This window comes from Variovorax sp. GW821-FHT10C12 (genome assembly GCF_059415405.1).
Map to the genome: position 1 here is coordinate 672,935 of NZ_JBWKNE010000001.1, position 24,745 is coordinate 697,679.

Annotated in this window: 22 protein-coding genes; 10 read left to right on the top strand and 12 right to left on the bottom strand. The window is 69.7% G+C overall.

From position 1 onward, the window contains the following. Positions 1-9: 9 nt before the first annotated feature. Complete coding sequence (locus AC07OH_RS03175) at positions 10-1,071, top strand: DUF4241 domain-containing protein (protein ID WP_495299552.1); 1,062 nt, start codon at positions 10-12, stop codon at positions 1,069-1,071. A 13-nt stretch (positions 1,072-1,084) separates the two neighbouring features. Here the strand turns inward: AC07OH_RS03175 and AC07OH_RS03180 are convergent, their stop codons facing one another. Next, positions 1,085-1,993: a LysR family transcriptional regulator gene (locus AC07OH_RS03180; protein ID WP_495300954.1), complete on the bottom strand. Its 909-nt coding sequence runs from the start codon at positions 1,991-1,993 to the stop codon at positions 1,085-1,087. Between the two features lie 152 nt (positions 1,994-2,145). On the opposite strand from AC07OH_RS03180, the gene AC07OH_RS03185 reads away from it, so the two are divergent. Genes AC07OH_RS03185 through mmsB form a run of 5 tightly spaced genes read left to right on the top strand, consistent with a single transcriptional unit; the run spans position 2,146 to position 7,298 of the window. Then, complete coding sequence (locus AC07OH_RS03185; protein WP_070059334.1) at positions 2,146-3,669, top strand: CoA-acylating methylmalonate-semialdehyde dehydrogenase; 1,524 nt, start codon at positions 2,146-2,148, stop codon at positions 3,667-3,669. After that, positions 3,666-4,064, top strand: a complete 399-nt coding sequence (locus AC07OH_RS03190) for a lysozyme inhibitor LprI family protein (RefSeq protein WP_495299553.1) — start codon at positions 3,666-3,668, stop codon at positions 4,062-4,064. The genes AC07OH_RS03185 and AC07OH_RS03190 overlap by 4 nt, the downstream gene beginning before the upstream one ends. Continuing rightward, positions 4,061-5,215 carry an acyl-CoA dehydrogenase family protein gene (locus AC07OH_RS03195; protein WP_369647469.1) on the top strand — a complete coding sequence of 385 codons (1,155 nt, stop codon included), beginning with the start codon at positions 4,061-4,063 and terminating at the stop codon, positions 5,213-5,215. Before AC07OH_RS03190 ends, AC07OH_RS03195 begins: the two co-directional genes overlap by 4 nt. A gap of 27 nt (positions 5,216-5,242) precedes the next feature. Next, positions 5,243-6,361, top strand: coding sequence for an enoyl-CoA hydratase/isomerase family protein (locus AC07OH_RS03200; RefSeq protein ID WP_495299554.1), 1,119 nt, complete (start codon positions 5,243-5,245; stop codon positions 6,359-6,361). Positions 6,362-6,401: 40 nt separating this feature from the next. After that, positions 6,402-7,298, top strand: a complete 897-nt coding sequence (mmsB, locus tag AC07OH_RS03205) for a 3-hydroxyisobutyrate dehydrogenase (protein ID WP_495299555.1) — start codon at positions 6,402-6,404, stop codon at positions 7,296-7,298. Here mmsB and AC07OH_RS03210 read toward each other — a convergent pair. Continuing rightward, entirely contained in the window at positions 7,283-8,548 is a 1,266-nt protein-coding gene (locus AC07OH_RS03210; protein ID WP_495299556.1) for an MFS transporter, read from the bottom strand. The genes mmsB and AC07OH_RS03210 overlap by 16 nt on opposite strands. Before the next feature lie 95 nt (positions 8,549-8,643). Then, entirely contained in the window at positions 8,644-9,570 is a 927-nt protein-coding gene (locus tag AC07OH_RS03215) for a LysR family transcriptional regulator (protein ID WP_495299557.1), read from the bottom strand. A 100-nt stretch (positions 9,571-9,670) separates the two neighbouring features. On the opposite strand from AC07OH_RS03215, the gene metE reads away from it, so the two are divergent. The 3 genes from metE (at position 9,671) to AC07OH_RS03230 (ending at position 13,441) form a co-directional block, all read left to right on the top strand. Beyond that, complete coding sequence (gene metE, locus AC07OH_RS03220) at positions 9,671-12,007, top strand: 5-methyltetrahydropteroyltriglutamate--homocysteine S-methyltransferase (RefSeq protein WP_495299558.1); 2,337 nt, start codon at positions 9,671-9,673, stop codon at positions 12,005-12,007. Between the two features lie 37 nt (positions 12,008-12,044). Further along, positions 12,045-12,899: a hypothetical protein gene (locus tag AC07OH_RS03225; protein WP_495299559.1), complete on the top strand. Its 855-nt coding sequence runs from the start codon at positions 12,045-12,047 to the stop codon at positions 12,897-12,899. A 197-nt stretch (positions 12,900-13,096) separates the two neighbouring features. After that, entirely contained in the window at positions 13,097-13,441 is a 345-nt protein-coding gene (locus AC07OH_RS03230; RefSeq protein ID WP_062481853.1) for a hypothetical protein, read from the top strand. Positions 13,442-13,539: 98 nt separating this feature from the next. Here the strand turns inward: AC07OH_RS03230 and AC07OH_RS03235 are convergent, their stop codons facing one another. Beyond that, positions 13,540-14,124 carry a DNA-3-methyladenine glycosylase I gene (locus AC07OH_RS03235; protein ID WP_495299560.1) on the bottom strand — a complete coding sequence of 195 codons (585 nt, stop codon included), beginning with the start codon at positions 14,122-14,124 and terminating at the stop codon, positions 13,540-13,542. Positions 14,125-14,172: 48 nt separating this feature from the next. Between AC07OH_RS03235 and AC07OH_RS03240 the strand changes: the two genes are divergently transcribed. Then, positions 14,173-15,912 (top strand): dipeptidase, encoded by a 1,740-nt coding sequence (locus tag AC07OH_RS03240; protein ID WP_495299561.1) that lies wholly within the window; start codon positions 14,173-14,175, stop codon positions 15,910-15,912. Between the two features lie 24 nt (positions 15,913-15,936). Here AC07OH_RS03240 and AC07OH_RS03245 read toward each other — a convergent pair whose 3' ends face one another. The 8 genes from AC07OH_RS03245 to AC07OH_RS03280 form a co-directional block, all read right to left on the bottom strand. Continuing rightward, a complete protein-coding gene (locus tag AC07OH_RS03245; RefSeq protein ID WP_495299562.1) occupies positions 15,937-17,013 on the bottom strand; it encodes a M48 family metalloprotease in 1,077 nt (358 codons plus the stop codon). A gap of 181 nt (positions 17,014-17,194) precedes the next feature. Next, complete coding sequence (locus AC07OH_RS03250) at positions 17,195-18,214, bottom strand: AraC family transcriptional regulator (RefSeq protein WP_495299563.1); 1,020 nt, start codon at positions 18,212-18,214, stop codon at positions 17,195-17,197. Positions 18,215-18,274: 60 nt separating this feature from the next. Continuing rightward, positions 18,275-19,462, bottom strand: coding sequence for a serine hydrolase domain-containing protein (locus AC07OH_RS03255; protein WP_495299564.1), 1,188 nt, complete (start codon positions 19,460-19,462; stop codon positions 18,275-18,277). Positions 19,463-19,657: 195 nt separating this feature from the next. Further along, the gene (locus AC07OH_RS03260) at positions 19,658-19,978 is read right to left on the bottom strand and encodes a chaperone modulator CbpM (RefSeq protein WP_062481866.1); all 321 of its coding nucleotides are present in this window, start codon (positions 19,976-19,978) and stop codon (positions 19,658-19,660) included. Between the two features lie 2 nt (positions 19,979-19,980). Next, positions 19,981-20,943 carry a DnaJ C-terminal domain-containing protein gene (locus AC07OH_RS03265; protein WP_070059322.1) on the bottom strand — a complete coding sequence of 321 codons (963 nt, stop codon included), beginning with the start codon at positions 20,941-20,943 and terminating at the stop codon, positions 19,981-19,983. A gap of 52 nt (positions 20,944-20,995) precedes the next feature. Beyond that, positions 20,996-21,643, bottom strand: coding sequence for a histidine phosphatase family protein (locus AC07OH_RS03270; protein WP_495299565.1), 648 nt, complete (start codon positions 21,641-21,643; stop codon positions 20,996-20,998). Between the two features lie 9 nt (positions 21,644-21,652). Further along, on the bottom strand, positions 21,653-24,049 hold the full coding sequence (locus tag AC07OH_RS03275) for a penicillin acylase family protein (protein WP_495299566.1): 2,397 nt from the start codon (positions 24,047-24,049) through the stop codon (positions 21,653-21,655). A gap of 102 nt (positions 24,050-24,151) precedes the next feature. Then, entirely contained in the window at positions 24,152-24,733 is a 582-nt protein-coding gene (locus AC07OH_RS03280) for a glutathione S-transferase family protein (protein ID WP_070059319.1), read from the bottom strand. Positions 24,734-24,745: the final 12 nt, after the last annotated feature.

Consider the following 24,745-nt stretch of genomic DNA (forward strand, 5'->3'; position numbering starts at 1 on the left):
ACTGGGCGCATGGCCTATCTAGACATCGACAACCTCCAGAGCATTTTTCTTGACGACGAGGCGCTGCGCGCACGGCATCTGCAGCGCCAGCCTTGCGGTGCCCTGCACCTCACGAGCGGCCGCATCGTGGCCTGCGATCCACTGGTGCAGCCCGAGCGCGAGCCTTTCGTTCGCAGCGTGAGCGGGCGCGGCGCATTCCCCGTCGAGGTGCTGCAAGGCGGAGGCCGCCATGCGCTGGCCGTGCTGTGGCTGCGTGAGCGAGGCAGCCTGCAGGCAAGCGACCTGCACTGGAAAGCGGCGCTGCTCGAAGGGCAATCGCAGGACGAACTCGGCAGTGACGAGTTCTACGGCTACCCGGTCGATGCCGGCGTCGGCTGCTTCATGGACGCCGACGGCGCCAAGGCCATGGCCGAGCGCGAGGCGCGCGAGTCCGCCACCAACCCCGAGTACGTGAGCTACTACGACGACGTGCTCGGCGCTGACCTCGCCTCGGCCGACATCGCCGATCACTACCCGCTGGGCGCGGGCAGCGCGAACAACGTGCTGATCTTCAGCGCGGGTTGGGGCGACGGCAGCTACCCGAGCTTCTGGGCGCTCGACGCCGCGGGCGAGCCCGTGGCGCTCGTGACCGACTTCATGACCATGCAGGGCGGCGACGCGCGCGACGAGGACGACAAGCGCAGCGACGCCTACCTGGCCAGCCTTTCGCCAGAGAAGCTGGCGGCGCTCGAGGCCTTGGGCGCGGCGGCGGTCCAGGGCGATGCGGCGGCGATCCAGCCCCTGCTCGCCGGCGGGCTCGCGCAGCCCAACGAGATCATTCCCTCGCTCGGCGAGACCGCGATCATGAGTGCCATCCGCATGAACCAGCTGGACGCGCTGCGCGTGCTGCTGGCGGCGCTGCCAGGCCAACTGCCGATGCCGCCGCAGTTCTATCGCATGGACGAGGAAGAGAGCTACATCGACTACGCGCGCCGGCTCAAGAAGCCGCGCGTGGACGGGTTGATCGAACTGCTGGAAAAGGCTGCTGCACCGGCGGCCAAGCCTGGGTTCCTGAAGCGCCTGTTTTCCTGAGCGCGCGAGCCGGTCACCTGGCGTTCGCCGCGCTGTCAGGCAACAGCACCTGCTGCTGCGCCGCTGCCGTCGCGCGCAGGAATTCCCACACCGTCTGCATGCGCGCCAGGTGCTTCGTTTCCGCCGGCATCGACATCCAGAAGGTCCGCGTGAAGTTCGCTGCGTCCGGCAGCACCGGCTTGAGCGCACGGTCGTCCTGCGCGATGAACGCCGGCAGCACCGCAATCCCCGCACCCGCCGCCACCGCCCGGTGCTGCGCCAGCACGCTGGTGCTGCGCAGCGCAAAGCTGTCGGGGCGGTGCAGTTCGTCCAGGTACTGCAGCTCCTTGCTGAACAGCAGGTCGTCCACGTAGCTGATGAAGGTGTGGCCGCGCAGGTCTTCGCGCGTCTTGATGGGCTTGTGCGCGGCCAGGTACTGCTTGGATGCGTACAGGCGCAGCGTGTAGTCGGTGAGCTTGGTGACCACCACCGGCCCGCGCGCCGGCCGCTCGAGCGAGATCACGATGTCGGCCTCGCGCCGCGACAGGTGCACGAGCCGCGGCATCGCGAGTAGGTCGATGGTGAGCTTGGGGTGCTGCACCGCGAACAGCGCCAGCTGCGGGGCCAGCACCACGGTGCCGAAGCCCTCGGTGGCGCCGATGCGCACCAGTCCCGACAGGCCTTCCTGCGAGGCCGGTGCGGTGCTCTCCACGGCCTGGAAGGCGCTCTCCATCGCCTCGACCTGCGGCTGCAACCGGCGGCCTGCCTCGGTGAGCCGGTGGCCGCCGGCCTCGCGCGAAAAGAGGGGCGCACCCACCTCCTTTTCGAGGGCCTGGATGCGCCGCGCGACGGTGGTGTGGTCGACCTCCAGCCGGCGCGCCGCGCTCATCAGCGTGCCCGAGCGGGCGAGTTCGAGAAAGTAGCGCAGGTTGTCCCAGTCCATGTGCGTGCGGCCTCGTGCGGGGTGGCGTTCGGTGCTTTGCATTTTTGCAAAGCGATGACGCATATTTGTCTATTGTCATGGCAAATCTGCAAAGCTAGGATGCAGGCTGCACCGGCCCATACCGGCACCGTATTCACAGGAGACAAACCCCCATGGACGCCACCACCACCCCCTCGACGCAGGTCGCCACCGTCAAGCTGCTGATCGGCGGCAAGTTCGTCGAATCGAAGACCACCGAATGGCGCGACGTCGTCAACCCGGCCACGCAGCAGGTGCTGGCCCGCGTGCCCTTCGCCACGCAAGCCGAACTCGACGCCGCCGTGGCCTCCGCCAAGGAAGCCTTCAAGACCTGGCGCAAGACCCCCCTCGGCGCCCGCGCCCGCATCTTCCTGAAGCTGCAGCAGCTCATCCGCGAGAACATGGGCGAGCTGGCCGCGATCCTCACGGCCGAGCAGGGCAAGACGCTGCCGGACGCTGAAGGCGACGTGTTCCGCGGCCTCGAAGTGGTCGAGCACGCCTCGAACATCGGCAACCTGCAACTGGGCGAGCTGGCCAACAACGTGGCCAACGGCGTCGACACCTACACGCTGCTGCAGCCGCTGGGCGTGTGCGCCGGCATCACGCCGTTCAACTTCCCGGCCATGATCCCGCTGTGGATGTTCCCGATGGCCATCGTCACCGGCAACACCTTCGTGCTCAAGCCCTCCGAGCAAGACCCGATGGTCACGATGCGCCTGTGCGAACTCGCGCTCGAAGCCGGCGTGCCGCCCGGCGTGCTGAACGTGGTGCACGGCGGCGAAGCCGTCGTCAACGGCATCTGCGACCACAAGGACATCAAGGCGATCAGCTTCGTCGGCTCGACCAAGGTCGGCACGCACGTCTACAACCGCGCCACGCTGGCCGGCAAGCGCGCGCAATGCATGATGGGCGCGAAGAACCACGCCATCGTGATGCCCGACGCCAACAAGGAACAGACGCTCAACGCACTGGCCGGCGCGAGCTTCGGTGCAGCCGGTCAGCGCTGCATGGCCGTGTCGGTCGCGGTGCTGGTGGGCGAGGCGCGCAACTGGGTGCCCGAGCTCATCGAGAAGGCCAAGACGCTGAAGATCGGCGCGGGCACTGAAAAGGGCGTGGACGTGGGCCCGCTGGTCTCGTGCGCCGCCTACGATCGCGTGAACAGCCTGATCGAACGCGGCGAAGCCGACGGCGCCAAGCTCGTGCTCGACGGCCGCAAGCCCACCGTGCCCGGCTACGAGAAGGGCAACTTCGTTGGCCCGACGATCTTCACCGGCGTGAAGCCCGGCATGACGATCTACGAACAGGAAGTGTTCGGCCCCGTGCTGTGCATCGCCGACGCCGAGACCATCGACGAGGCCATCGACCTGATCAACAGCAACCCGAACGGCAACGGCACGGCGATCTTCACGCAGTCGGGCGCCGCGGCGCGTCGCTTCCAGGAAGACATCGACGTGGGCCAGGTGGGCATCAACGTGCCGATTCCGGTGCCGGTCCCGATGTTCTCGTTCACCGGTTCGCGCGCTTCCAAGCTTGGCGACCTGGGCCCGTACGGCAAGCAGGTCATCATGTTCTACACGCAGACCAAGACCGTGACGGCACGCTGGTTCGACGACAGCACCGTGAGCCAGGGCGTCAACACCACCATCAGCCTCAAGTGAGGCAGGGGCTTCGCGTCGCAGCCTGGGCCGCCGCGGCGGCGCTTGCCCTGCTGGCCGGCGGGGCGCAGGCGGCCGGCTCCGACGAGCCGGTCGACTGCAACCCCAACGGCAATCAGCAGCAGATGAACGACTGCGCGCTGCGCGATTTCCGCGCGGCCGACGCCGAGCTCAACATCCGCTACGGCGAGGTGATGAAGACGCTCTCGCCGCAGATGCGCGTCGCGCTGCGCACCGAGCAGCGGACCTGGCTCAAGGGCCGCGACCCGGGTTGCAAGCGGGCCGCGAAGGCGAACGAAGGCGGCTCGATCTGGTCGCTGGTTTTCAACGCGTGCCTGGAAAAATCGACCCGCAAACGCACCGCCGAACTGGACCTCTGGAAGGGTCGTCAATCATGAATTTCGAACTGTCCGAAGAACAGAACGCCTTTGCACAGACCGCGCGCGATTTCGCGCAGGCCGAGTTCGCACCGCACGCCGCGCAGTGGGACGCCGAGGCGGTCTTTCCGCGCGAAGCCATCGCCAAGGCCGGCGAGCTGGGCTTTTGCGGCCTGTACGCGCCCGAGCGCATCGGTGGCCTGGGCCTGCCGCGGCTCGACTCGGCGCTGGTGTTCGAGGAAATGGCCGCGGTCGACCCGTCGACCACCGCCTTCATCACGATCCACAACATGGCGACGTGGATGCTCGGCACCTGGGCCACCGATGCGGTGGCCCAGCAATGGGGCGAAGACCTCACGAGCGGTCGCAAGCTGGCGTCGTACTGCCTGACCGAACCGGGCGCGGGCTCCGACGCGGGTTCGCTGAAGACGCGCGCCGAACTGCAGGGCGCCGAATACGTCATCAACGGCGGCAAGGCCTTCATCTCCGGCGCCGGCTCGACCGACGTGCTGGTGCTCATGGCCCGCACGGGCGGCGCGGGCGCCAGCGGCATCTCGGCCTTCGCGGTGCCGGCCGACGCGCCGGGCGTGAGCTACGGCAAGAAGGAGCACAAGATGGGCTGGAACAGCCAGCCCACGCGCACCATCAACTTCGACAACGTGCGCGTGCCGGCGCAGAACCTGCTGGGCAAGGAAGGCGAGGGCTTTCGCATCGCCATGAAGGGCCTGGACGGCGGGCGCATCAACATCGCGACCTGCTCGGTGGGCGCGGCGCAGGGTGCGCTCGACGCGGCGCGCCGCTACCTGCACGAGCGCCAGCAGTTCGGCAAGCCGATCGCGAGCTTCCAGGCGCTGCAGTTCAAGCTGGCCGACATGGCGACCGAGCTGGTCGCCGCGCGGCAGATGGTGCGGCTGGCCGCCAGCAAGCTCGATGCGGGCCATGTGGATGCGAGCACCTATTGCGCGATGGCCAAACGCTTCGCGACCGATGCGGGCTTCAATGTCTGCAACGATGCGTTGCAGCTGCACGGCGGCTACGGCTACCTGAGCGAGTTCCCGCTCGAGCGCCTGGTGCGCGACACACGCGTGCACCAGATCCTTGAAGGCACCAACGAAATCATGCGCGTCATCGTTGCGCGAAAATTGCTGGAAGGCGACAGCGACATCCGCTGACTCCGCCGCACCCAGGACCTGAAAACAATGACCGACAACGTAGTTCTCTTCAACGAAATCAAGACCGCCGGTGGCCAGCGTTTTGCCGTGGCCACGCTCAATGCGCCGGCTTCGCTCAACGCGCTGTCCGTGGACATGGTGCGCCTGCTCACGCCCAAGCTGCGCGAATGGGCGGCCGATGCCGGCATCGTCGGTGTGCTGCTCGACGCGGCGGGCGAAAAAGCCTTCTGCGCCGGCGGCGACCTGCGCCAGCTGTACCAGACGCTGCTCGACTGCGGCCCCGCACGCAACACCTACGCCGAAGACTTCTTCCGCGAGGAGTACGAGCTCGACCACCTGATCCACACCTTCCCCAAGCCCTTCCTGTGCTGGGGCCACGGCATCGTGATGGGTGGCGGCGTGGGCCTGCTGGCGGGCGCCTCGCACCGCGTGATGACGCTGCAAAGCCGCATCGCCATGCCCGAGATCAACATCGGCCTGTACCCCGACGTGGGCGGCAGCTGGTTCCTGCGCCGCACGCCGGGCCGCACGGGCCTGTTCCTGGCGCTCACGGCCGCCAACATCAACGCGCACGACACCATCTTCTGCGGCCTGGCCGACGTGCTGGTGCCGCAGGAGCGCAAGGGCGACGTGCTCGCGGCCATCGCGACCACGCAGTGGGCCGGCGGCGACGCCCGGGCCGACCGTGCCACGCTGTCGCGCATCCTGGCCCAGGCGGGCGAGGGCGCCGAAATGCCCGCGTCGAAGGTGCGCGAGCACTACGACACCATCAACGCGCTGATGGCCGGCGACGACCTGCTCGACATCGCCAAGCGCCTGCGTGACGTGCAAAGCGACGACGCCTGGCTGCAGACTGCGTCGAAGACCTTCACCAAGGGTGCGCCGAGCTCCATCGCGCTGAGCTTCGAGCTCTGGCAGCGCGTGCCGCGCATGTCGCTGGCCGAGGTGTTCCGCCTCGAGTACTGGGCCTCGCTGGGCTTCTGCGCCAACAAGGATTTCGCCGAAGGCATCCGCGCCGTGCTGGTCGACAAGGACCGCAACCCGCGCTGGAACCCCGCCACGCTCGAAGAGATCACGCCGGCCTTCGTCGACGACCACCTGCGTCCGCGCGGCGAGATGCCGGCGGAACTGGCGTCGCTGACCTGATCGGCCCCATTCCCTGCACAGAACAACGGAGACAAGACACATGAAGATCGCATTCATCGGCCTGGGCAACATGGGCGGCCCGATGGCCCTGAACCTGCACAAGGCAGGCCACACGCTCAGCGCCTTCGACCTCTCGGCCGACGCCTGCAAGAAGTTCGCTGCCGAGGGCCTGCCGATCGCGAAGTCGGCGGCCGAGACCGTGGCCGGCGCCGAGGTGGTGATCAGCATGCTGCCCGCCAGCGCGCACGTCGAGGGCCTGTTCCTTGGCGGCGCCGGCAAGCCCGGCCTGCTCGACAGCATCCAGGCCGGCACGCTCGTGATCGACAGCAGCACCATCGCCGCCGCCACCTCGCGCAAGGTGGCCGAGGCCGCTGCCGCCAAGGGCGTCGCGATGATCGATGCGCCCGTGTCGGGCGGCACCGGCGGCGCCATTGCCGGCACGCTGACCTTCATGGTCGGCGGCGACACCCAAGACCTGGAGCGCGCGCGCCCGGTGCTCGAGAAGATGGGCGCCAACATCTTTCACGCCGGCGCGGCCGGTGCGGGCCAGACCGCCAAGATCTGCAACAACATGCTGCTCGGCATCCTGATGATCGGCACCTCGGAAGCGCTCGCGCTGGGCGTGGCCAACGGGCTCGACCCGAAGGTGCTGTCCGAAATCATGCGCCGCAGCTCGGGCGGCAACTGGGCGCTCGAGAAGTACAACCCCGTGCCCGGCGTGATGGAAGCGGCGCCGGCCTCGAAGAACTACGCCGGCGGCTTCGGCACCGACCTGATGCTCAAGGACCTGGGCCTGGCGCAGGAAAACGCCACCGCCGTGCGCGCGGCCACGCCGCTGGGCGGCCTGGCGCGCAGCCTGTACGCGGCGCACAGCCTCGCGGGCCACGGCGCGCTCGATTTCTCGAGCGTGCTGAAGCTGGTTCAGAAAGCCGGCTGAACGGCGCGCCGGCCGCGCCGCGCCATCGCGAGCAGCAGGCCGGCCGCCACGAGGTTGGCACCGATCGCCACGAGGATCGGCAGCAGGTAGCTGCGCGTGAGGTCGAAGGCGAAGCCCGCGGCGCTCGGCCCGATCAGCGTGCCGATGGCCACGCTGGTGTACAGGATGCCAATGACCGCGCCGATGTGGCGCCCGCCGAACCAGTCCATCACCAGCGCGGGCAACAGCGCCACGAAGCCGCCGTAGAACACGCCGTAGGCAAAGGCGAACAGGGCCAGCCCCCAGAACCCGCCCGACACGGCCCACACCACCAGCGACAACGCCATGCCCGCCGACATCAGCGGCAGCGCATGGTCCCGGCCCATGCGGTCGGCCAGCCCGCCCAGGAAGAAGCGGCCCGCCGTGCTGCCTACGCCGATCGCGCCGAGCAGCAGCACCGCCGACGATGCGGCCACGCCGTGGTCGAGCGCGTAAGGCACCAGGTGCACGAAGGGCACGAACAAACCGAACGAACTGATCAGGCAGGCCGCGTACAGCCCCGCGAAACGGCCCGAGCCCACGGCCTCGCGCACCGAGGCGCCGGGCGGCAGCGCGGTGGAAGCCTGCGCCTGCGGCGGATCGCCGTCGGGCCCGAGGCCGCGTGCGCGCGGATCGTTCTCGACCAGCAGCGCCATGCCCACGCCCACCACGGCCGCGAGCACGCCGAGCGCCAGGTAGGCGTCGCGCCAGCCCAGCGTGTCGATGAACCACGAGGCCAGCGGCGGCATGGCCAGCGTGCCCACGCCGATGCCGCTCACGGCGAGCCCCGAGGCGAAGCCGCGCTGGCGCACGAACCAGCGCTGCACCGCGCCCAGCACGGGCACGTACGAGGCCCCCACGCCGAGGCCGACCCCGAGCCCATACGCCCAGAAGATCTGCGTCAGGCTGCGCGCCTGCCCCGCGAGCACCAGCCCGAGGCCGACCAGCACCATGCCCGCGACCGCCAGCCGCCGCGCGCCCCAGCGGTCGGCGAGCGGGCCGCTGAACACGCCGAGCCCGAAGTACAGGAAACCGGCGAGCGAGAACACCAGCGACACCTCGCCGCGCGAGGCGCCGAAGTCGCGCTGCAATGCATCGAGGAACGCGCTGAAGGTGTAGGCGCAGCCGAAGCCCACGAACATGACGGCGAAGGCGCCGGCGACCACGAGCCAGCCGTGGAAGAAGCGGTGGGGTGGGGCGGCAGGGGCGTCGAGGGTCTTCGGAGAGGTCATGGGGCGGTCCGTGGTGGTGGTCGATCTTCAGGCCGTGCACTACCCTGCACTGGCCGGATTCGGACGTGATCCTCCCGCCATCGGGCTCACAGGGCTCACAGCAATTCGATCCCCGGCAGGCTCTTGAAGCAGCTCTCGCGCGTGACGCGCACGAAGTCGTCCAGCCAGGGCCGCGCCGAGGTGGCCTGCGTGCAGGCCATGTACAGCCGCCCCGTCAGGCCCCGGGCGCCCACGCGGCGCGCCGTGACGTAGCCGCGGTCGAGGTAATTCTGCACCGCCCACAGCGGCAGCGTGGCCACGCCGCGCCCGCTGGCCACCAGCTGCAGCATCGCCACCGTGAGCTCGGTCGTGCGCCGGTGCGCGGGCTCGATGCCGGCGGGCGCCAGCACCTGGCGCACGATGTCGAGCATCTCGTCGGGCACGGGGTAGGTGATGAGCGTCTGGTCGGCGAAGTGCCGGGCCGTGAGGTACGCCTTGGCCGTCAGCGCGTGGTCGTTGGCCAGCAGCGCGACGATCTCGAAGCGGAACAGCGCGTGGTAGTCGACCGTTTCATCGGGGTCTTCCTCGGAGACGATCGCCACCTCGGCGCGGTTCTGCATCACGAGCGCGATCGGGTCGGGGTGGAAGCCCGAGACGATGTCCAGCTCGATCTCGGGCCAGCGCTGGCGGAAGGCGTCCATCGCGGGCATCAGCCAGTCGAAGCAGGTGTGGCACTCGACCACGATGCGCAATTGCCCGCTGCGCCCCAGCGCCAGCCGCGCCACGTCGCGCTCGGCCTCTTCGACGAGCGGCAGCGCGGTGTCGGCCAGCTGCAGCAGCCGCAGCCCCGTGGTGCTGAACTGCGGCGGCACCGACTTGCGTTCGAAGAGCTGCGCGCCGTAGCGCTCTTCGAGCAACTTGATCTGGTGCGACAGCGCCGACTGCGTGAGGTTGAGCAGCTGCGCCGCGCGCACCAGGCTGCCGGTGTCGCGCAACGCGGCCAGCGTGCGCAGGTGGCGGATCTCGAGGATGGACTGCATCATGAAAATGATTCAAGCGAACGGGCAAAAGGTTTCGTTTGAATCATATGCGCCAAACGCCGACGATCACCGGTTTCCAAGACCAGCGACCGGATTACCTGCAATGACCACCCGTACCCACATCCTCGGATTTCCGCGCATGGGCGCCCACCGGGAACTCAAGTTCGCCCTCGAGAAGCACTGGCGCGGCGAAACCGGCCACGCCGCGCTCGAAGCCGTCGGCGAGGCGCTGCGCGCGCGGCACTGGCAGGCGCAGCGCGACGCGGGGCTCGACTTCGTGACCGTGGGCGACTTCGCCTTCTACGACCACGTGGCCAACCACATCCAGCTGCTGGGCTGCGAGCCGGCGCGCTTCGGTTTCAGCGGCGACGAGCCCGAACTGTCGCGCTACTTCAAGATGGCGCGCGGCGTGGAAGACGAGGCGGGACACGTGCACGACGACAGCTGCACCCACGGCGCCGAAGGCACCTTCGCGCTCGAGATGACCAAGTGGTTCGACACCAACTACCACTACCTCGTGCCCGAGTTCGATGCGGCCACGCAGTTCAGGCTCGCATCGACGCGTCTGTTCGACGAGGTCGCGCAGGCGCAGCAGGCTGGCCACGCGGTCAAGGCCGTGCTGCTCGGGCCGCTGAGCTTCCTGTACCTGGGCAAGGAAAAGGCGGCCGGCTTCGACCGCTTCTCGCTGCTCGAATCGCTGCTGCCCGTGTACGAGCAGGTGCTCGGCCGGCTCAAGCAGCAGGGCGTGGAATGGGTGCAGATCGACGAGCCGATCCTGGGCCTCGACCTGCCCGAGGCCTGGCGCAATGCCTTCGAACGCGTGTACTGGCAGATCGCGCGCAATGCGCCGAAGCTGCTGCTGGCGAGCTACTTCTCGCCGCTGTCCGAGAACCTGCGCCTGGCCTGCCAGCTCCCGGTGGCCGGCCTGCACGTCGATGCCGTGCGTGCGCCGCAGGAGCTGACCGGCGTGGCCGACTGGCTGCCGGCGCACAAGGTGCTGTCGGTCGGCGTGGTCGACGGCCGCAACATCTGGCGCACCGACGTCGATGTGGCGTTGGGCAAGCTCAGGCCCGTGGCCGAGAAGCACCAGGGCGAGCTGTGGATCGCGCCGTCGTGCTCGCTGCTGCATGTGCCGTTCAGCCTCGCGGCCGAGACGAAGCTCGACACCGAACTGAAATCGTGGCTCGCCTTCGCGATCGAGAAGCTCGACGAGCTGCGCGTGCTGCGTGCCGCCGTCGAGGGCAACGAAGCCTCGGTGGCCGCCGATCTCGCAGCCGCCCGTGCCGCCGTGGCCGCGCGCCGCGCCAGCCCGCGCGTGCACCGCGCCGACGTGGCGCTGCGCCTGGCGCGCAGCGTGGCCGGCGATGACCGCCGCGCGTCCGCTTTCCCGCAGCGCCAGCAGCTGCAGCGCACGCGCTTCGCATTGCCCGCGCTGCCGACCACCACCATCGGCTCGTTCCCGCAGACCGCCGAGATCCGCGCGGCCCGCGCCGCCTTCAAGCGCGGCGAGCTCGATGCCCCCGGCTACCGCGAGAAGATGCGCGCCGAGATCGCACTGGCCGTGCGCAAGCAGGAAGAACTTGGCATCGACGTGCTGGTGCATGGCGAGGCCGAACGCAACGACATGGTCGAGTACTTCGGCGAACAGCTCGACGGCTTCACCTTCACGGCCAACGGCTGGGTGCAGTCGTACGGCTCGCGCTGCGTGAAGCCGCCGGTGATCTTCGGCGACGTGGCACGCCCGGCGCCGATGACGGTCGAATGGACGGCTTACGCGCAGAGCCTCACGACGCTGCCGATGAAGGGCATGCTCACCGGCCCGGTCACCATCCTGCAGTGGTCCTTCGTGCGCGACGACCAGCCGCGCGCCACCACCTGCGAGCAGATCGCGTGGGCGATCCGCGACGAGGTCAACGACCTCGAGGGCGCGGGCATCGGCATCATCCAGATCGACGAGCCCGCGATCCGCGAAGGCCTGCCGCTGCGCCGCGCGGGCTGGCCGGCCTACCTGAAGGCGGCCACGCGCGCCTTCCGCATCAGCGCCTCGGGCGTGCGCGACCAGACGCAGATCCACACCCACATGTGCTATTCGGAGTTCAACGACATCCTGCCGGAGATCGCCGCGATGGACGCCGACGTGATCACCATCGAGACCAGCCGCTCGGACATGGAGCTGCTGCGCGGCTTTGGTGGCGAGGGCGGCTTTCGCTACCCGAACGAGATCGGCCCCGGCGTGTACGACATCCACTCGCCGCGCGTGCCCTCGGTCGACGAGATCGTGCGCCTCATGCGCAAGGCCGCGCAGGTGGTGCCGGGCGAGAACCTCTGGATCAACCCCGACTGCGGCCTCAAGACCCGCGGCTGGCCCGAGACCGAGGCGGCGCTGTCGAACATGGTGGCGGCTGCGAAGCTGCTGCGCGGGGAGCTGGCGCAGGCCTGATGAAGGGCGCGGGATCGCGGCGTGCCAATAATGTGGGATGTCCTTGCTGTCCCGCCTGTCGTCGCCCCGTTGCCTCTTGTTGCTGTCGTTGCTTCTCGCCCCCTTGACGGGGTGGACGCAGGACCGTGCGCAGGCCCTGCTCCAGTTCGAGGGCGTGCAGGCGCGCTACCAGGCCGCCTACGGCCCGGGCGCCGTGTCGCGCGGCGCGCGCGAGCTGCTGGAACCGCCCGACCTGGCCATTGCCGACAAGGCTTTGCAGTCGCTCGACGTGGCGGCCGGCCGCGCCTTCGATGTGAACGCCTCTGTGGCCGCGATCCGTCAGGACGTGGCGGCGGCCGGGCAGGGCGCCGCCGCGCCGGGGCCCCTCGTGCTGGAGGCCGTGGCACGCCTGGCGAAGCTGCGCGCCGACTACGCCGCGATGGACGAGCCCGCCAAGGTGGCGTTCTTTCATCAGCAGCACGCGCGGCCGGCCGATCCGGCGCGCGTCGAGCTGCTGTCGCGCATGACGGTGGCCGAGGCGCGCGAGATCGATTTCTCGAGCCAGCTGCTCATGAGTGCGGTGGTCAAGCAGCTGGCGCGCGGGAATGCCGGGCAGTTCAGTTCGCTGCCCGACCGCACGCTCGACACTGCGCTCGATTCGCTGTGGTCGCGCGGCGTCACCTCGCCGCGTCCGCGCAACCTGATGACCGTGGCGCGCGAGTTCGAAAAGCTGGTCACGCAGGCGCTGCTGCTGGCGCTGCCCGACGCCGACGTGGCCGCCTTGCTCGCCTGGCGCAACGAACCGCAGGCCGCCGCCGAGCGCGAGGCGCTGCTCGGCAGCTACCGCGCCGAGGTCAAGGGCAGCGGCGCGGTCGCGATCCGCACGCTGGTGCGCAGCTGGGGGCGGCCCTGAGACTTGACGACAGCGCGCCAAAGTTTGCAAACTCGGGGGCGTTTGTACGAAAAAGTTTCACGCGAACCCCGCATGTCGGAAAGTTCCCCGTGATTGTTTCAATTCCGTGAACACTGCGATTCAGAATGACTGGGGTTTACCCTAGGAATTTGGCGCACACTTCAGGGCATCCAAAGCCCAATCAAGAAGGAATTGAAATGAAGACCTCGAACATCCTCGCCGCCGCCGCTCTCTCCCTGCTCGCCGCCGCTGGCGCCGCCCACGCAGAGACCTACGAAGGCGTTCACGCCGTGACCTCCGGCTACAGCCGTGCCGACGTGGCACCGCAAGCCGTGGCCGCCGCCCGTGCCGGCAACGAATACAGCGACGCCGTGTCGGCCAGCGTGGCCCCCGTGCTGGCCTCGTCGGTGGACCGCGCTTCGGTCCGCGCCGAAGCCGTGGCAGCCGCCCACGCTCCCGGCCAGAACCTGCGCCGCGAATCCTTCGCCGGCAGCGTGATCCCCTCGCAGGCACGCAGCTTCACGCGCCAGGCTGGCCTGTGATCGACGGCGGCGCAAGCCGCCTCGGTTAGCAAGACCACCACCCGAAAAGACCGGACCGTGCAATAGCACCGTCCGGTTTTTTCACGTTGGTGCTGTGCTCAGGCGCGCCGATGGCTGCGGTGGCAATGGCAGTCGGGCGCGTGGTCGTCGACGATGCCCGTGGCCTGCATCCAGGCATAGACGATCACCGGGCCGACGAACTTGAAGCCGCGCTGCTTCAGCGCCTTGGACATCGTTTCGGACAGCGGCGTCTGCGTGGGCACCGTGCCCGTGGTGTTGACGACCGGCTGGCCGCCCGCCAGGCCCCAGACGAAATCGGAGAAGTCTTCGCCCGCCGCCTGCATGGCCAGGTAGGCCTTGGCATTGCCGATGGCGGCCTCGATCTTGGCGCGCGAGCGCACGATGCCCGCGTCCTGCATGAGGCGCTCGACGTCGGCCGGCGTGAAGCGCGCCACCGTCTCGGGCACGAAACCCTCGAAGGCCGCGCGGAAGGCATCGCGCTTGCGCAGGATGGTGAGCCACGACAGGCCGGCCTGGAAGCCGTCGAGCATCAGCTTTTCCCACAGCGCGCGGCTGTCGCGTTCGGGCACGCCCCATTCGGCGTCGTGGTAGCTGGCCAGCAGCGGATCGGTGCGGGCCCAGGCGCATCGCGGGGGTGAGGAAAGGCTGTCGTCTTGAGGCATGGCTCGGCTATCGTCGGGGAATGTTTTCGGAATGAGGGGGTGACCCTGATGCAGCAGTCTCGTTTTTCATTGTCGGCGCTTTCGCTGGCCCTCATGGCGCTCGCCGTCGCTGTCCCGGCCGGTGCCGAGACCCTCAAGAAGCCCGCGCTCGACCAGCTCGCCGCCGCTTGGAAGGGCGGCCGCACGGCGCCCGATTTCAAGGCCTTCCTGGCCCAGGCCGCGCAGGCCCAGCCCGCGCTGCAGGCCAGCGTGGCGGCCTACACCGGCGGCAAGGCGCTGGCGGGCGACGACCTCGTCAACATCGCGCGCCTGCTCGGCCTGTACAACCGGCTGCAGAACCAGCAGGCCGTGATCGCCAGCATCGGCACCATGGTCGCCTTGCCCACGGTGCGCAACGTGCAGGTGCCGCCGCACGAGAGCCCGCCGATGGTGGCGTTCGGCCAGTTGGTCGAGAAGATGGCGAAGGACTTCGGGCTGGGCTACCGCAACGTCGACGGCCGCATCTTCGAAGTGAGCCTGAAGGGCCGCGGCAGCGAGGAGTTCGGCATCCTCACGCACGCCGACGTGGTGCCGGCCGTGCTGTCCGAATGGGTGCTCGACGACGGCACGCGCCTCGATCCCTTCGCGATGACGCGCGTGGGTGACTTCCTCTACGGGCGCGGCACCATCGACGACAAGGGCTCCATCGCCGCCGTGCTCTACGCCATGAAGGCCGTGAAGGACAGCGGCCTGCCGGTGGAGCGCGGCGTGCGCCTGATGATCGAGACCACCGAGGAAACCGGTGGCGACGCGATGCAGTACTACCGCGACAAGACGCCGCTGCCGGCCTACAACATCGTGCTCGACAGCAAGTACCCCGCGGTCGTGGCCGAGAAGGGCTCGGGCGCGCTCAAGGTGTTCTTCCCCGCGGAAGCGGCCGACCCCGCCGCGACCGCCATCACCGCGATGAGCGGCGCCGCCTCGGCCAACGCCATTCCGCAGACCGCGACGGCCACGCTCAAGGGCGGCGACCTCGCGGCCGTGGCCGCGAAGCTCGAGGCCGCCAAGGCCGCCTTCGTGCGCAAGTACGAAAGCCAGGGCGGCAAGTTCGCGATCGACATCGTGCGCGGCGCCGAGGCCATCGAGCTGAAGGTCACGGGCACCTCGGCCCACGGCTCGCGGCCCGAAGAGGGCGTGAACCCCGTGCCGCGCCTGGCGCTGTTCCTGAAGGAGTCCGGCGTGCCGCTGGCCGCCAACCCCTACCTGCGCGCCGTGCAGTACATCGACGCGCTCTACGGCACCGGCTACCTCGGCGAGAAGATGGGGCTGGGCTACCAGGACGACTTCATGGGGCCGCTCACGATGTCGCCCACGCTGGTGCGCATGGGCGCCGACGGCCGCCTCGAGGTGACGGCCAACGTGCGCATGCCGCGCGGCCGCACGCCCGACGAACTGAAGACGCAGGTGGCGGCCAAGATCAACGGCTGGGCCACGGCCAGCCAGGTGAAGCTGGAGCTGGCCTACGACCAGGGCAACTGGATGGCGCGCGACCCGAAGGGCGCGTGGCTCTCGACCCTGCTCAACATCTTCGGCGACACCACCGGCCTCGAAGCCAAGCCTGTGCCCACCGCCGGCAGCACCACGGCCAAGCTGATGCCCAACGCCATCAACTTCGGCCCCGCGATGCCCGGCAAGAAGTACACGGCGCACAACGCCAAGGAGTACAAGGAAGTGCCCGACCTCGACGCCGACATGCAGATGTTCACCGAGATGCTGGTGCGCATCGGCAACCTGCAGCAGATGCAGTAGCGGCCCGGGCCGGGCTGCGGCGCGTCAGGACTTCGATTTCGCAAGGGGCACCAGGGGTGCCCCGTTTTTCTTCTTGGCCTGAATCTCCGCGATCGTGCGCCGCATCGCGACGAAGCGCTTGGCGGAGCTCGGCGGGGCGCTCATGAAGCCCTTCTTCTTCGCGCCGGCCGTGTGCACCCCGAGCTCGCGCCAGATCCGTTCGGCGCCCTCGATGTCGTAGCCCGCCGCGGCCACCATGTAGAGGCCGAGGTAGTCGGCCTCGGCGTCGAACTGCTGCGAGAACGGCGACGACAGGGCTTCTTCCGCCATCCCGGTGCCGCCCAGCGCGCCATCCACGAGGCTGGCCGCGATGCCCACCGCGCGCGTCTTGCCGCCATGGGACAGCACGCCGTTGGCCAGCTCGTGCCCCAGCACGATCGCGAGGTCGCGGTTGTCGGGAAAGAAGCGCATCAGCGCCGAGTTGACGAGGATCTCGTGCCCGTCGTTCTCCGCATGGACCTCGTTCTTCATCCGCGTGATGGCCGTGTAGTTGCACGCCGTGGTGTACGGCAGGCGCAGCGCCGTCGACTGGCCCTCGCGCTGCACCACGGCCTCCAGCCAGCCCTCGCGTTTGGCGGGCTTGGTGCGCGCGGCGTCGATCAGCACCGCGTTGAGCCGATCGATCCCTTTCTCACCGGCGGGCAGCGGCTTGCCGCCGACGGAAAGCAGCACGTCTCCGGCGCGCAGGGGCGTGGCCGGCGCCTGCTTCCTGTCGAGCGTCCACAGCACGGTCAGCCGGTCGTCCAGGTGCAGGGCCTGCTTTGCCGCCGCGCGTTCTTCCTTCTCGAAGCTCCACAGGCTGGCGATGTGCGCGCCCAGGCTGGCTCGCACGTCGCCGCCGCAGAACGGCGCGCTGTGCTCCAGGAGCGGGATCGCCACGTCGTCGAGCCGGCGCTGCAGCGTCATGCGGTGGTTCAGCGACAGCGAGTGCTGCAGGGCCTGCTCCTGCACGACGTCAGGGTCGTCGCTGGCCGGCCGGATGGAGGCGGCGCAGGCCGTGAGGACAAAGGTGGCTGCGATCGACGCGCAGGCCGGGAAGAAGGACGGGCGAGGGTTGTTCATTCGCTCAAGAGGTGCTGGGCATCGGTCGCATCCAGGCGCGGACGCGATGCCAGATGCCATCGAGGGAAGGGGAGTTGCCCGGTGGCGATGGCGACCGGGCGTTCCAGGCAAGGCGAGGTGCCGCGCCCGCTTGGCATTGTGGGAGCGCGAGCGCGCTCCAAGCTGAAGATCAGATGAAGGCTCAGCCCGTCTTGCGTGAACGCAGCGTGGCCGAGGGCAGCTCGCCGAAGCGCTGCTGGTAGGCCGCGGCGAACAGGCCGAAGTTGGCGTAGCCCCACGCCTGCGCCACAGAGCGCACCGTTGCGACGGCGTCGGCCATCAGCAGTTCGGCGCGCACGCCCTGCAGGCGCTGCTCGCGCAGCGCGCGCATCGGCGTGGCCTGGCGGTATTCGCGAAAGGCGCTGTTCAGCGTGCGCACGCTGACGCCCGCCACGCTCGCCAGTTCGCCGAGCGTGGGCGCGTGCTGGGCGTGCTCGCGGATGTGGCGCTCGGCCGCCAGCACATGCCGCGGCGCCATGCGGTGCTGCACCGCCTCGGCAGGGTGCTCCAGCTGCGCGCGCCACTGGGTCAGCACGTGCACGCCGATCATCTCCTCGAGGTGCCGCCCCAGCGGGCCGGTGTCGACCGCCTCAGGCAGCTCGGTGACGCAGCGGCATGCATACGACAGCAGCGCGATCCAGCTCGAATGGGCGCCGCCGAACTTGAACTTGCGCGTCCACAGCCGCTCGTCGGCGGGTGCGCCGAACCAGCGCGCGTGCAGCGCGGCCAGCGCGTCGTGCGAGAAGCTGAGGTTGACCTGCAGGTGGTTGGCATCGAAGTCCACCCAGTAGTGCGTGCGCGAGGTGTCGACCACGAAGGCGTCGCCCACGCCCGTGTCGGCATAGGCGTTGGCTTCGGACCAGTGGCGGCCCGCGCCGCGCACGGTCGTCAGCACCATGCCGACGCCGCTGTCGGGCGAGAAGTCCTTGATGTTCACCGGAATGCCGTAGTGGAAGCGGCTCAGCGTGAAGTGCCCGATGCGCGTGGCGTCCAGCACCGAGTCGGGCGTGCGCGCCCGCCCGATGGGCGTGACGCGGTAGGGCATGTAGATGCGGTCCGACCAGCGCCGGATGTCGTCCCAGTCGTGCGAGGCCACCAGGCGGTGGCGCTCGCTCGGCTGCCCGCGGGCGTCGGTGACCAGCACGTTGCGGATCGCATCCATCGCGCACCTCGGTTCAGAAAGAAGAAGGTGCCCGCCCCGGGGCGGGCACCGCTCGACGGCTCAGCGGTGATGGTAAACCGCGGTCTCGAAAGCCACGAAGCCCGGGTAGCTCGCGCAGTCCTGGAACGGCAGGATCTGCGTCGCCCAGTAGCCGCCGATGCCGTTCTCGCGGTCGATCCAGAAGAAGCTGTTGGCCAGGCCCGCCCACATCAGCGAGTTGGCCGGGCGGCCCGTGGGCGTGCGCTCGCGGTTGGTCATGAAGGTGTAGGACCAGCCCTTGTCGGTGCCGGGCAGGAACTCGCCCGTGTTGCTCAGCGCGGGCACCGACGTGCGCCAGCCGCCCACCGACAGGTCCATGGCGGCCAGGCCGTCCTGCGCCATGCGCTGCACCGTGTCGGCCTTCAGCACACGGCCGTGCGGGCCGGCGCCGTCGTTCAGCACCATGCGGATGAACTTCATGTACTCGCCCACGGTGGCATACAGGCCGTGGCCGCCCATGTCCATCGGCGGCGGCTCGGGCAGCACCAGCTCGGGCAGCGGCGTGAGCCGGCCGTCGGCCGCGCGGTCGTGGATGGTCACGCGGCGCGCCTTCATCGACTCGGACATGCCGAAGCCGATGTCCTGCATGCCCAGCGGCTCGAAGACGCGTTCCTTCATCACCTCGCCCAGGCGCTTGCCGCGCTGCTGCTCGACGATGCGGCCCAGCCAGTCGATGTTGGCGCCGTAGGTCCAGGCCGCGCCCGGCTCGTGCAGCAGCACGGTGCGGATCGATTCGAAGCTGCCCGACACCACCGTGGGAATGTTCAGCGCGGCGCGGTACTTCAGGTCGTCTTCGCTGAAGAACTCGTAGCCCAGGCCCGAGGTGTGCAGCATCAGGTCGTTGACCGTGATGCGCCGGCGCGGCGCGCGCGTGCGCGGCCGGCCGTCGGCGTCGAAGCCGTCGAGCACCTGCAGTTCGTCGATCTCGGGCACGTAGGCGCCGGCCGGGTCGGTGAGGGCAATCTTCCCTTCTTCGACCAGCTGCATCACGCAGGTGCCCGTGATCGCCTTGGTGGTCGAGAAGATGGCGAACACGCTGTCGGTGGCCATCGGCCGGTCGTGCCCGAGTTCGCGCGTGCCGGCGGCGCCTTCGTAGAAATTGCCCGTGCGGTCGGTCGCCATCGCGACGACGCCGGGGGCGCCGCCGTGGCGGTGAACGGTCTGGTGCAGCGTTGCGTCGAGCGCGGTCTTCAGCCTGTGCGAGGTCATGCCTTCTTGTCTCCTGTGTGAGGAGGCCGGGCGGTGTGTGAAGGGTTGCCTGCGCGCCGGCCTGCCATGCGAAATTCCGCAGGCAGCGGCAATCTAGGGCCGAGGGCTCACCGATCCTGTTCGCAAATGGCGGGCGGCTGTCCAGGTCTGGCAGTCATTGCACGCGCGTGACCCGCGACGCGCGTGTGGCGCCCTTCAGCCCACGCCGTGCGCCTGCAGCACCGCCTTCAGCCGTCGCACCTCGTGCTGCAGGTCGAGGATCAGCGCGGCGGCGTCCAGGTTCACGCCGAAGTCGCGTTCGAGCCGTCGCGCTTCGAGGGCGTGCTGCAGGTCGGTGCTGGAAAACTCCCAGCGCTCGGGCGGTGCGTCGGTCGTGGTGACCTGCACGATGCCCACTTCGACCAGTTGCACGACCCAGGCGGTGTCGGCGCCGCAGGCGTGCGCCAGTTCGTTGGCGGCCAGCGGGTGCGAGACGCCGATGGCCGTGGTGGTGGTCACGGAAGAAAAGTTCGCCATGCTCAGACTCCCAGGTGCTGGCGGGGGTTGAACGAGGAGGTCGCCTGCGCGAGTTGCGCGTAGGCGTTGCGTGCGGCCTCGCTGTCGGCGGGCGGCAGTGCGATCTCGAGCAGCAGGTACAGGTCGCCGGGCGTCTTGCCTGCAAAGCCGCGGCCCTTGAGGCGCAGCTTCATGCCGCCGCGCGCGTTCGGCGGCACGGTGACCTCGACCACGCCGCCGGTGGGCGTGGGCACCTGCACCTGCGCGCCCAGCGCGGCCTCGGCGGGCGTGACGGGCAGCGTCATGTACAGGTCGCGCTCTTCCACGCGGTACAGCTTGTGCGGCGCGATGCGCACCTCGAGGTACAGGTCGCCGGCCGGCTCGCCGCCGTGGCCGGGCATGCCCTGGCCCGCGAGGCGGATGAACTGGCCGGGGTGCACGCCGGGCGGGATCTTCACGGCGAGCGTGCGGTTCTCCCACTGCGGGTGGCCCTGCGCGTCGAGTGTCTGGGCGCGCAGCGTGAGCTCGCGCTCGGCGCCGTTCAGCGCGTCTTCGAGCGTGATCTCGATGGCCGCATGGTGGTCTTCGCCGCGCGCGCGGTAGTTCTGGCGCGTGGCGCCACGGCGCTCGGCGTCGCCGAACATCGAGGAGAAGAACTCGCTGAAGTCGGCGTGGTCGGCCGGGCCCTGGCGCGGGCCGCGGTGAAACTCGTAGCCGGTGTCCCAGCCGGGCGGCGGCTCGAAGCTGCCGTCGGGCCGGCCGCCGCGTGCGACACGGTCGGCCAGCGCGTCGTAGGCGGCGCGCTTGTCCTTGTCGCCGAGCACGTCCTTGGCCTCGTTGATGTCGCGCATGCGCTGCTCGGCGTCGGGCTCCTTGCTGACGTCGGGGTGGTACTTGCGGGCGAGCTTGCGGTAGGCCTTGCGCACCTCGTCGTCGGACGCGGTGCGTTCGACGCCCAGTGCGCTGTAGTAGTCCTTGAATTCCATGGTGGTGGTGATTCCTTTCGGTGGACGGCGTACAGGGCGACCGGGCGCTGGTTCAGGCCAGGGCGGCTCCGCCGTCGGCGTGCCGCTGTTGCAGCGGCGTCACGGCCCATGTGGGGCCGGCACGTGTGAAGCGCAAGGGTTGCGCGTTGCCGAAGATGCTCGCATCGACCGCCACGCCCAGCAGCGCGGCCAGCGCGTAGAGCGTGCCACCGTGCGCCACCACCAGCACCGGCGCGGGCTGCGCGGCGAGCGCGGCGGCCAGTGCCTGGCGCTTGCGGTCGACGAACTGCGCCAGCGTCTCGCCGCCCTCGGGCTCGCAGGCCCAGTCGATGTTGGCGGACGAGGTGCCGATGAGCGCGCCGAAGTTGCGCTCGCGCAGGTTCTCGTGCGCGCTGGGCACGAGGCCCAGGGCGCGCGCCACGGTGTGGGCGGTGTCGAAGGCGCGGCGCGCGTCGCTGCACACGATGGCGCCGATCGGCTCGCCGGCCAGCAGCTCGGCCGCCTGCACCGCCTGCTGCTCGCCGAGCGCGCTCAGGGGCTCGTCGGGCGCCTGGAAGACGCGCAGCGCATTGCGCCCGGTCTGGCCGTGGCGCAGGAAGTAGAAGTGGTCGCAGGCCGGGGCGAGCGGCTGCTCGGCGGCCAGGCGGTTCAGCAGGTCGATGCCCGTGGCGGCGTGGGCGGGAAAGGGAACGGGGCTCAAGGACATGGTTCAGTACGCCAGCTGCAGCGGCTTGCCTTCGCGCTGCGCCTGCACGTCGGCCGGGTGGAAGGGCAGCGGATGCCACTGCTTGGCCGCGAACAGCGGCAGTTGGTCGTAGGCGCGCGGCGAGGCCGGGTCGCTGCTCTGGCCGTAGGTGAGCAGGCCTTGCGCCACGGGGCCGCGCGCGTCGAAGGTCACGACCTGCATGTAGCTGCTGCCGTAGTTGACGGCGTAGCCCTTCGGGTCGATCTGCGGCTGGCCCTGCGATTCGAGCTTGTTGAGCACGCCCTCGAACTCGTCGCCGCCGGGCAGCGCGATCTTCTGGCCGCGCACGGTGCGCGACTGCGGCACGCCCAGCGCCACGTCGGGCGCGAAGCCGGCGGTGCGCACGATGCCGACCGCGTCGCCCAGCGCCTTGAACACCGCCTCGCGCGTGGCGGGCGTGGCCATGTCCAGGCCGGTGGGCGTGGTCACGGGCTGCGCCGGGTCGAAGGGCACGCGCCAGACCTTGGGCAGGTCCTTGGTCTTGCGCCAGAACTCGCGGAACAGCGCCGCGCCCTTCGACTCGGCGTTGCTGGTGCGGTCCCAGGCGGAAAGCACGCGGCAGCCCAGGGCCTGGTCGGCGCTCAGCGCGGCGCCGGTGGCGGTGCACGCGGCCTTCAGGTCGTCCATCACCAGCATGCCGGCGAGGTTCCTGTCGCGGAAGATCACGCTGCGCAGCTCGGCCGCGCCCATGCGGTTGCCCGGCAGGCCGTCGGTGCCCGCGAGGCGGCCGCGGATTTCCATGATGGCGCTGCGTGTGCGCAGCCGCTGCGGCACGCCGACCGGGCCGACCAGCGGTGAGACGCCCGCCATCGGCGCCGTCTCGGGGTTGCTGAGCCAGAAGCTGTCGTTGCTGTTCTGCACGTAGTCGGGCGTGATGACGACCGGCATGCGGGCCGGCGCGATGATGCCGGGCGCGGCGGCGCTGGGGTCGCGGTGCCAGGCGCAGGCGCTGCGCGAGCCGTCGAGCACGGGCAGGCCGGCGGCGTTGAGCAGCGCGGCGGCGGCCGGCGAGGGTGCGCAGGCCTTGAGCATCTCGGCCGACACGTCGGGCACCACCGACAGGTCGGCGTACATCGCGTTGCCTTCGCGGTCGGCCGCCAGGGTGTTGATCCACGGGATGCCCTGGTTGCCCATGGCGGCGCGCAGCTCGGCGACGTTGCGCGCCCGGCCCATCTTCATCCAGCTTTCGGCCGAGCGCACGTTGAGCGTGTTGGCGTCGCGGATCGCATAGGCCTTCTGGGCGGTCCAGCCCAGGCCGGCGCGCGGCAGCGAGACCACGGGGCCCCAGTCGGTGGCGTAGAAGGTGTGCTGCACGGGCGCCCCGCCGGCCGTGGCGGCGGCCGGCAGTGCGACGGTGCGCGCGACCATCTTCTTCGGCTGCCCGTCGACCCAGTACACGGTCGGGTCGTTGGGGTCGAGCTTGAGTTCGTACAGCGTGAAGCGCTTGCCGGTCGACACGGTGTGGGTCCAGGCCACGTCCTTGTTGAAGCCGATCGACACCACCGGGCTCAGGCCGCCGGTGGCGCCCATCACGTCGAGCTGGCCGGGGATGGTCAGGTGCATCTGCCAGAAGCGGTTGGTGCCGTTCCAGGGGAAATGCGGGTTGCCCAGCAGCAGGCCCTTGCCGTCGGGCGTGGCGTTGCGCCCGAAGGCCCAGCCGTTGGAGCCCAGCTCGCCGCCTTCGGGGTTGGCGTTGAAGCTGTGGCGGCCGATCTCGGCCACCGCCTGCTCGAGCGCGACCGGTGCCGCGCCGGTTTTTGCGCCCGGGGCGGGCGGCACGGCGGCCAGCACCGCGCCGGCCAGTGCGCCCAGGCCGCCCTGGATCATCGATTGCTCGGTGGCGCGCGCCAGGTCGGCGGCCGTCATCGGGCGCACCCAGGGCTTGCCGCGGCAGGCTTCGGGCAGGCCATTGGGGCCCGCATCCTGCAGGTAGCGGTTGTAGCCCGCCACGTAGCCGCGCAGCGCGGCCTCCACCTCGTCGTTGGTGGTGGCCGCTGCGCGGGCCAGCGCCGCGTCGTCCATGTGGTAGCGCACGAACAGGTCGATCTGCGCGTTGGGCATGCGGCCCAGGCCGAAGTCGCCGGTGTTCTGCGCCCCGAGGAACTGCGCGCGGTCGCCGCGCAGCGTCAGCAGGTGCTCGGCGGTCTGGCAGACGTTGTCCTGCGCGTGCGCGTAGGCGGTGCCGTAGGCCAGGCCTTCGTAGTCGGGCGCCGTGATGTGCGCGATGCCGAAGGTGGTGCGCTCGATGCTCACGCTGCGGCTGCCGGGCGGCGGCGTGCTGGCACAGGCCCCGAGCAGGGCGACCAGGCCCAGGGAGAGGGCCGTCAACGAGAACCGGGAGCGCGAGGTGTTCGAAGTCATGGGGCGGGCGTGAGGTGGGAAAAAGGTCGAAAAAGAGGGACCGATTAGAGGATGAACCTCCGCCGCGCACTGTCGCCAGCGCGGCACGCCTTGCCACTTACCTCAACCGAACTTCATGCCCCTGGGCCGTGCCTGCAGCCTGTGGATGTAGGCGTCGAGCTTCGGGCGGTTCGTGCGCCCGCCGAAGGCGCGGTGCCAGATGAGCATCGAGCCGATCATCACGTCGGCGGCCGTGAACTGGGCGCCGAACAGGTAGGGACCGTCGCCGAGCTCGCGTTCGACGGCGTCCTTGGCCTGCTCGAAATCGGTCCAGCCGCGCGCGCTGTTGTTGCTCTTGATCTTCAGCAGGCTGTCGCCCATCGAGGGCTCGAGCTGCGCGGTCGAATAGACCATGAGCGACAGGTAGCGCCCGCGCTCGGGCGTGCCCACCGCCGGCGCCAGGCGCTTGCCGGGGTACTTCTCGGCGATGTACATGCAGATGGCCGCGTTCTCGAAGATGCGGGTGCGGCCGTCGACCAGCGCGGGCAGCTTGCCGGCGGGGTTGATCTTCAGGAACTCGGGGCGCTTGTGGGCGCCCTCCCGGATGAGGGTGGGCACGATCTCGTAGTCGACCTCGGCCTCGTCGAGCATCCACTTGGCGACCTGCGCACGGCTGCGCGGGTCGAAATACAGCTTCATCGCCATGCGGGGTCCCCT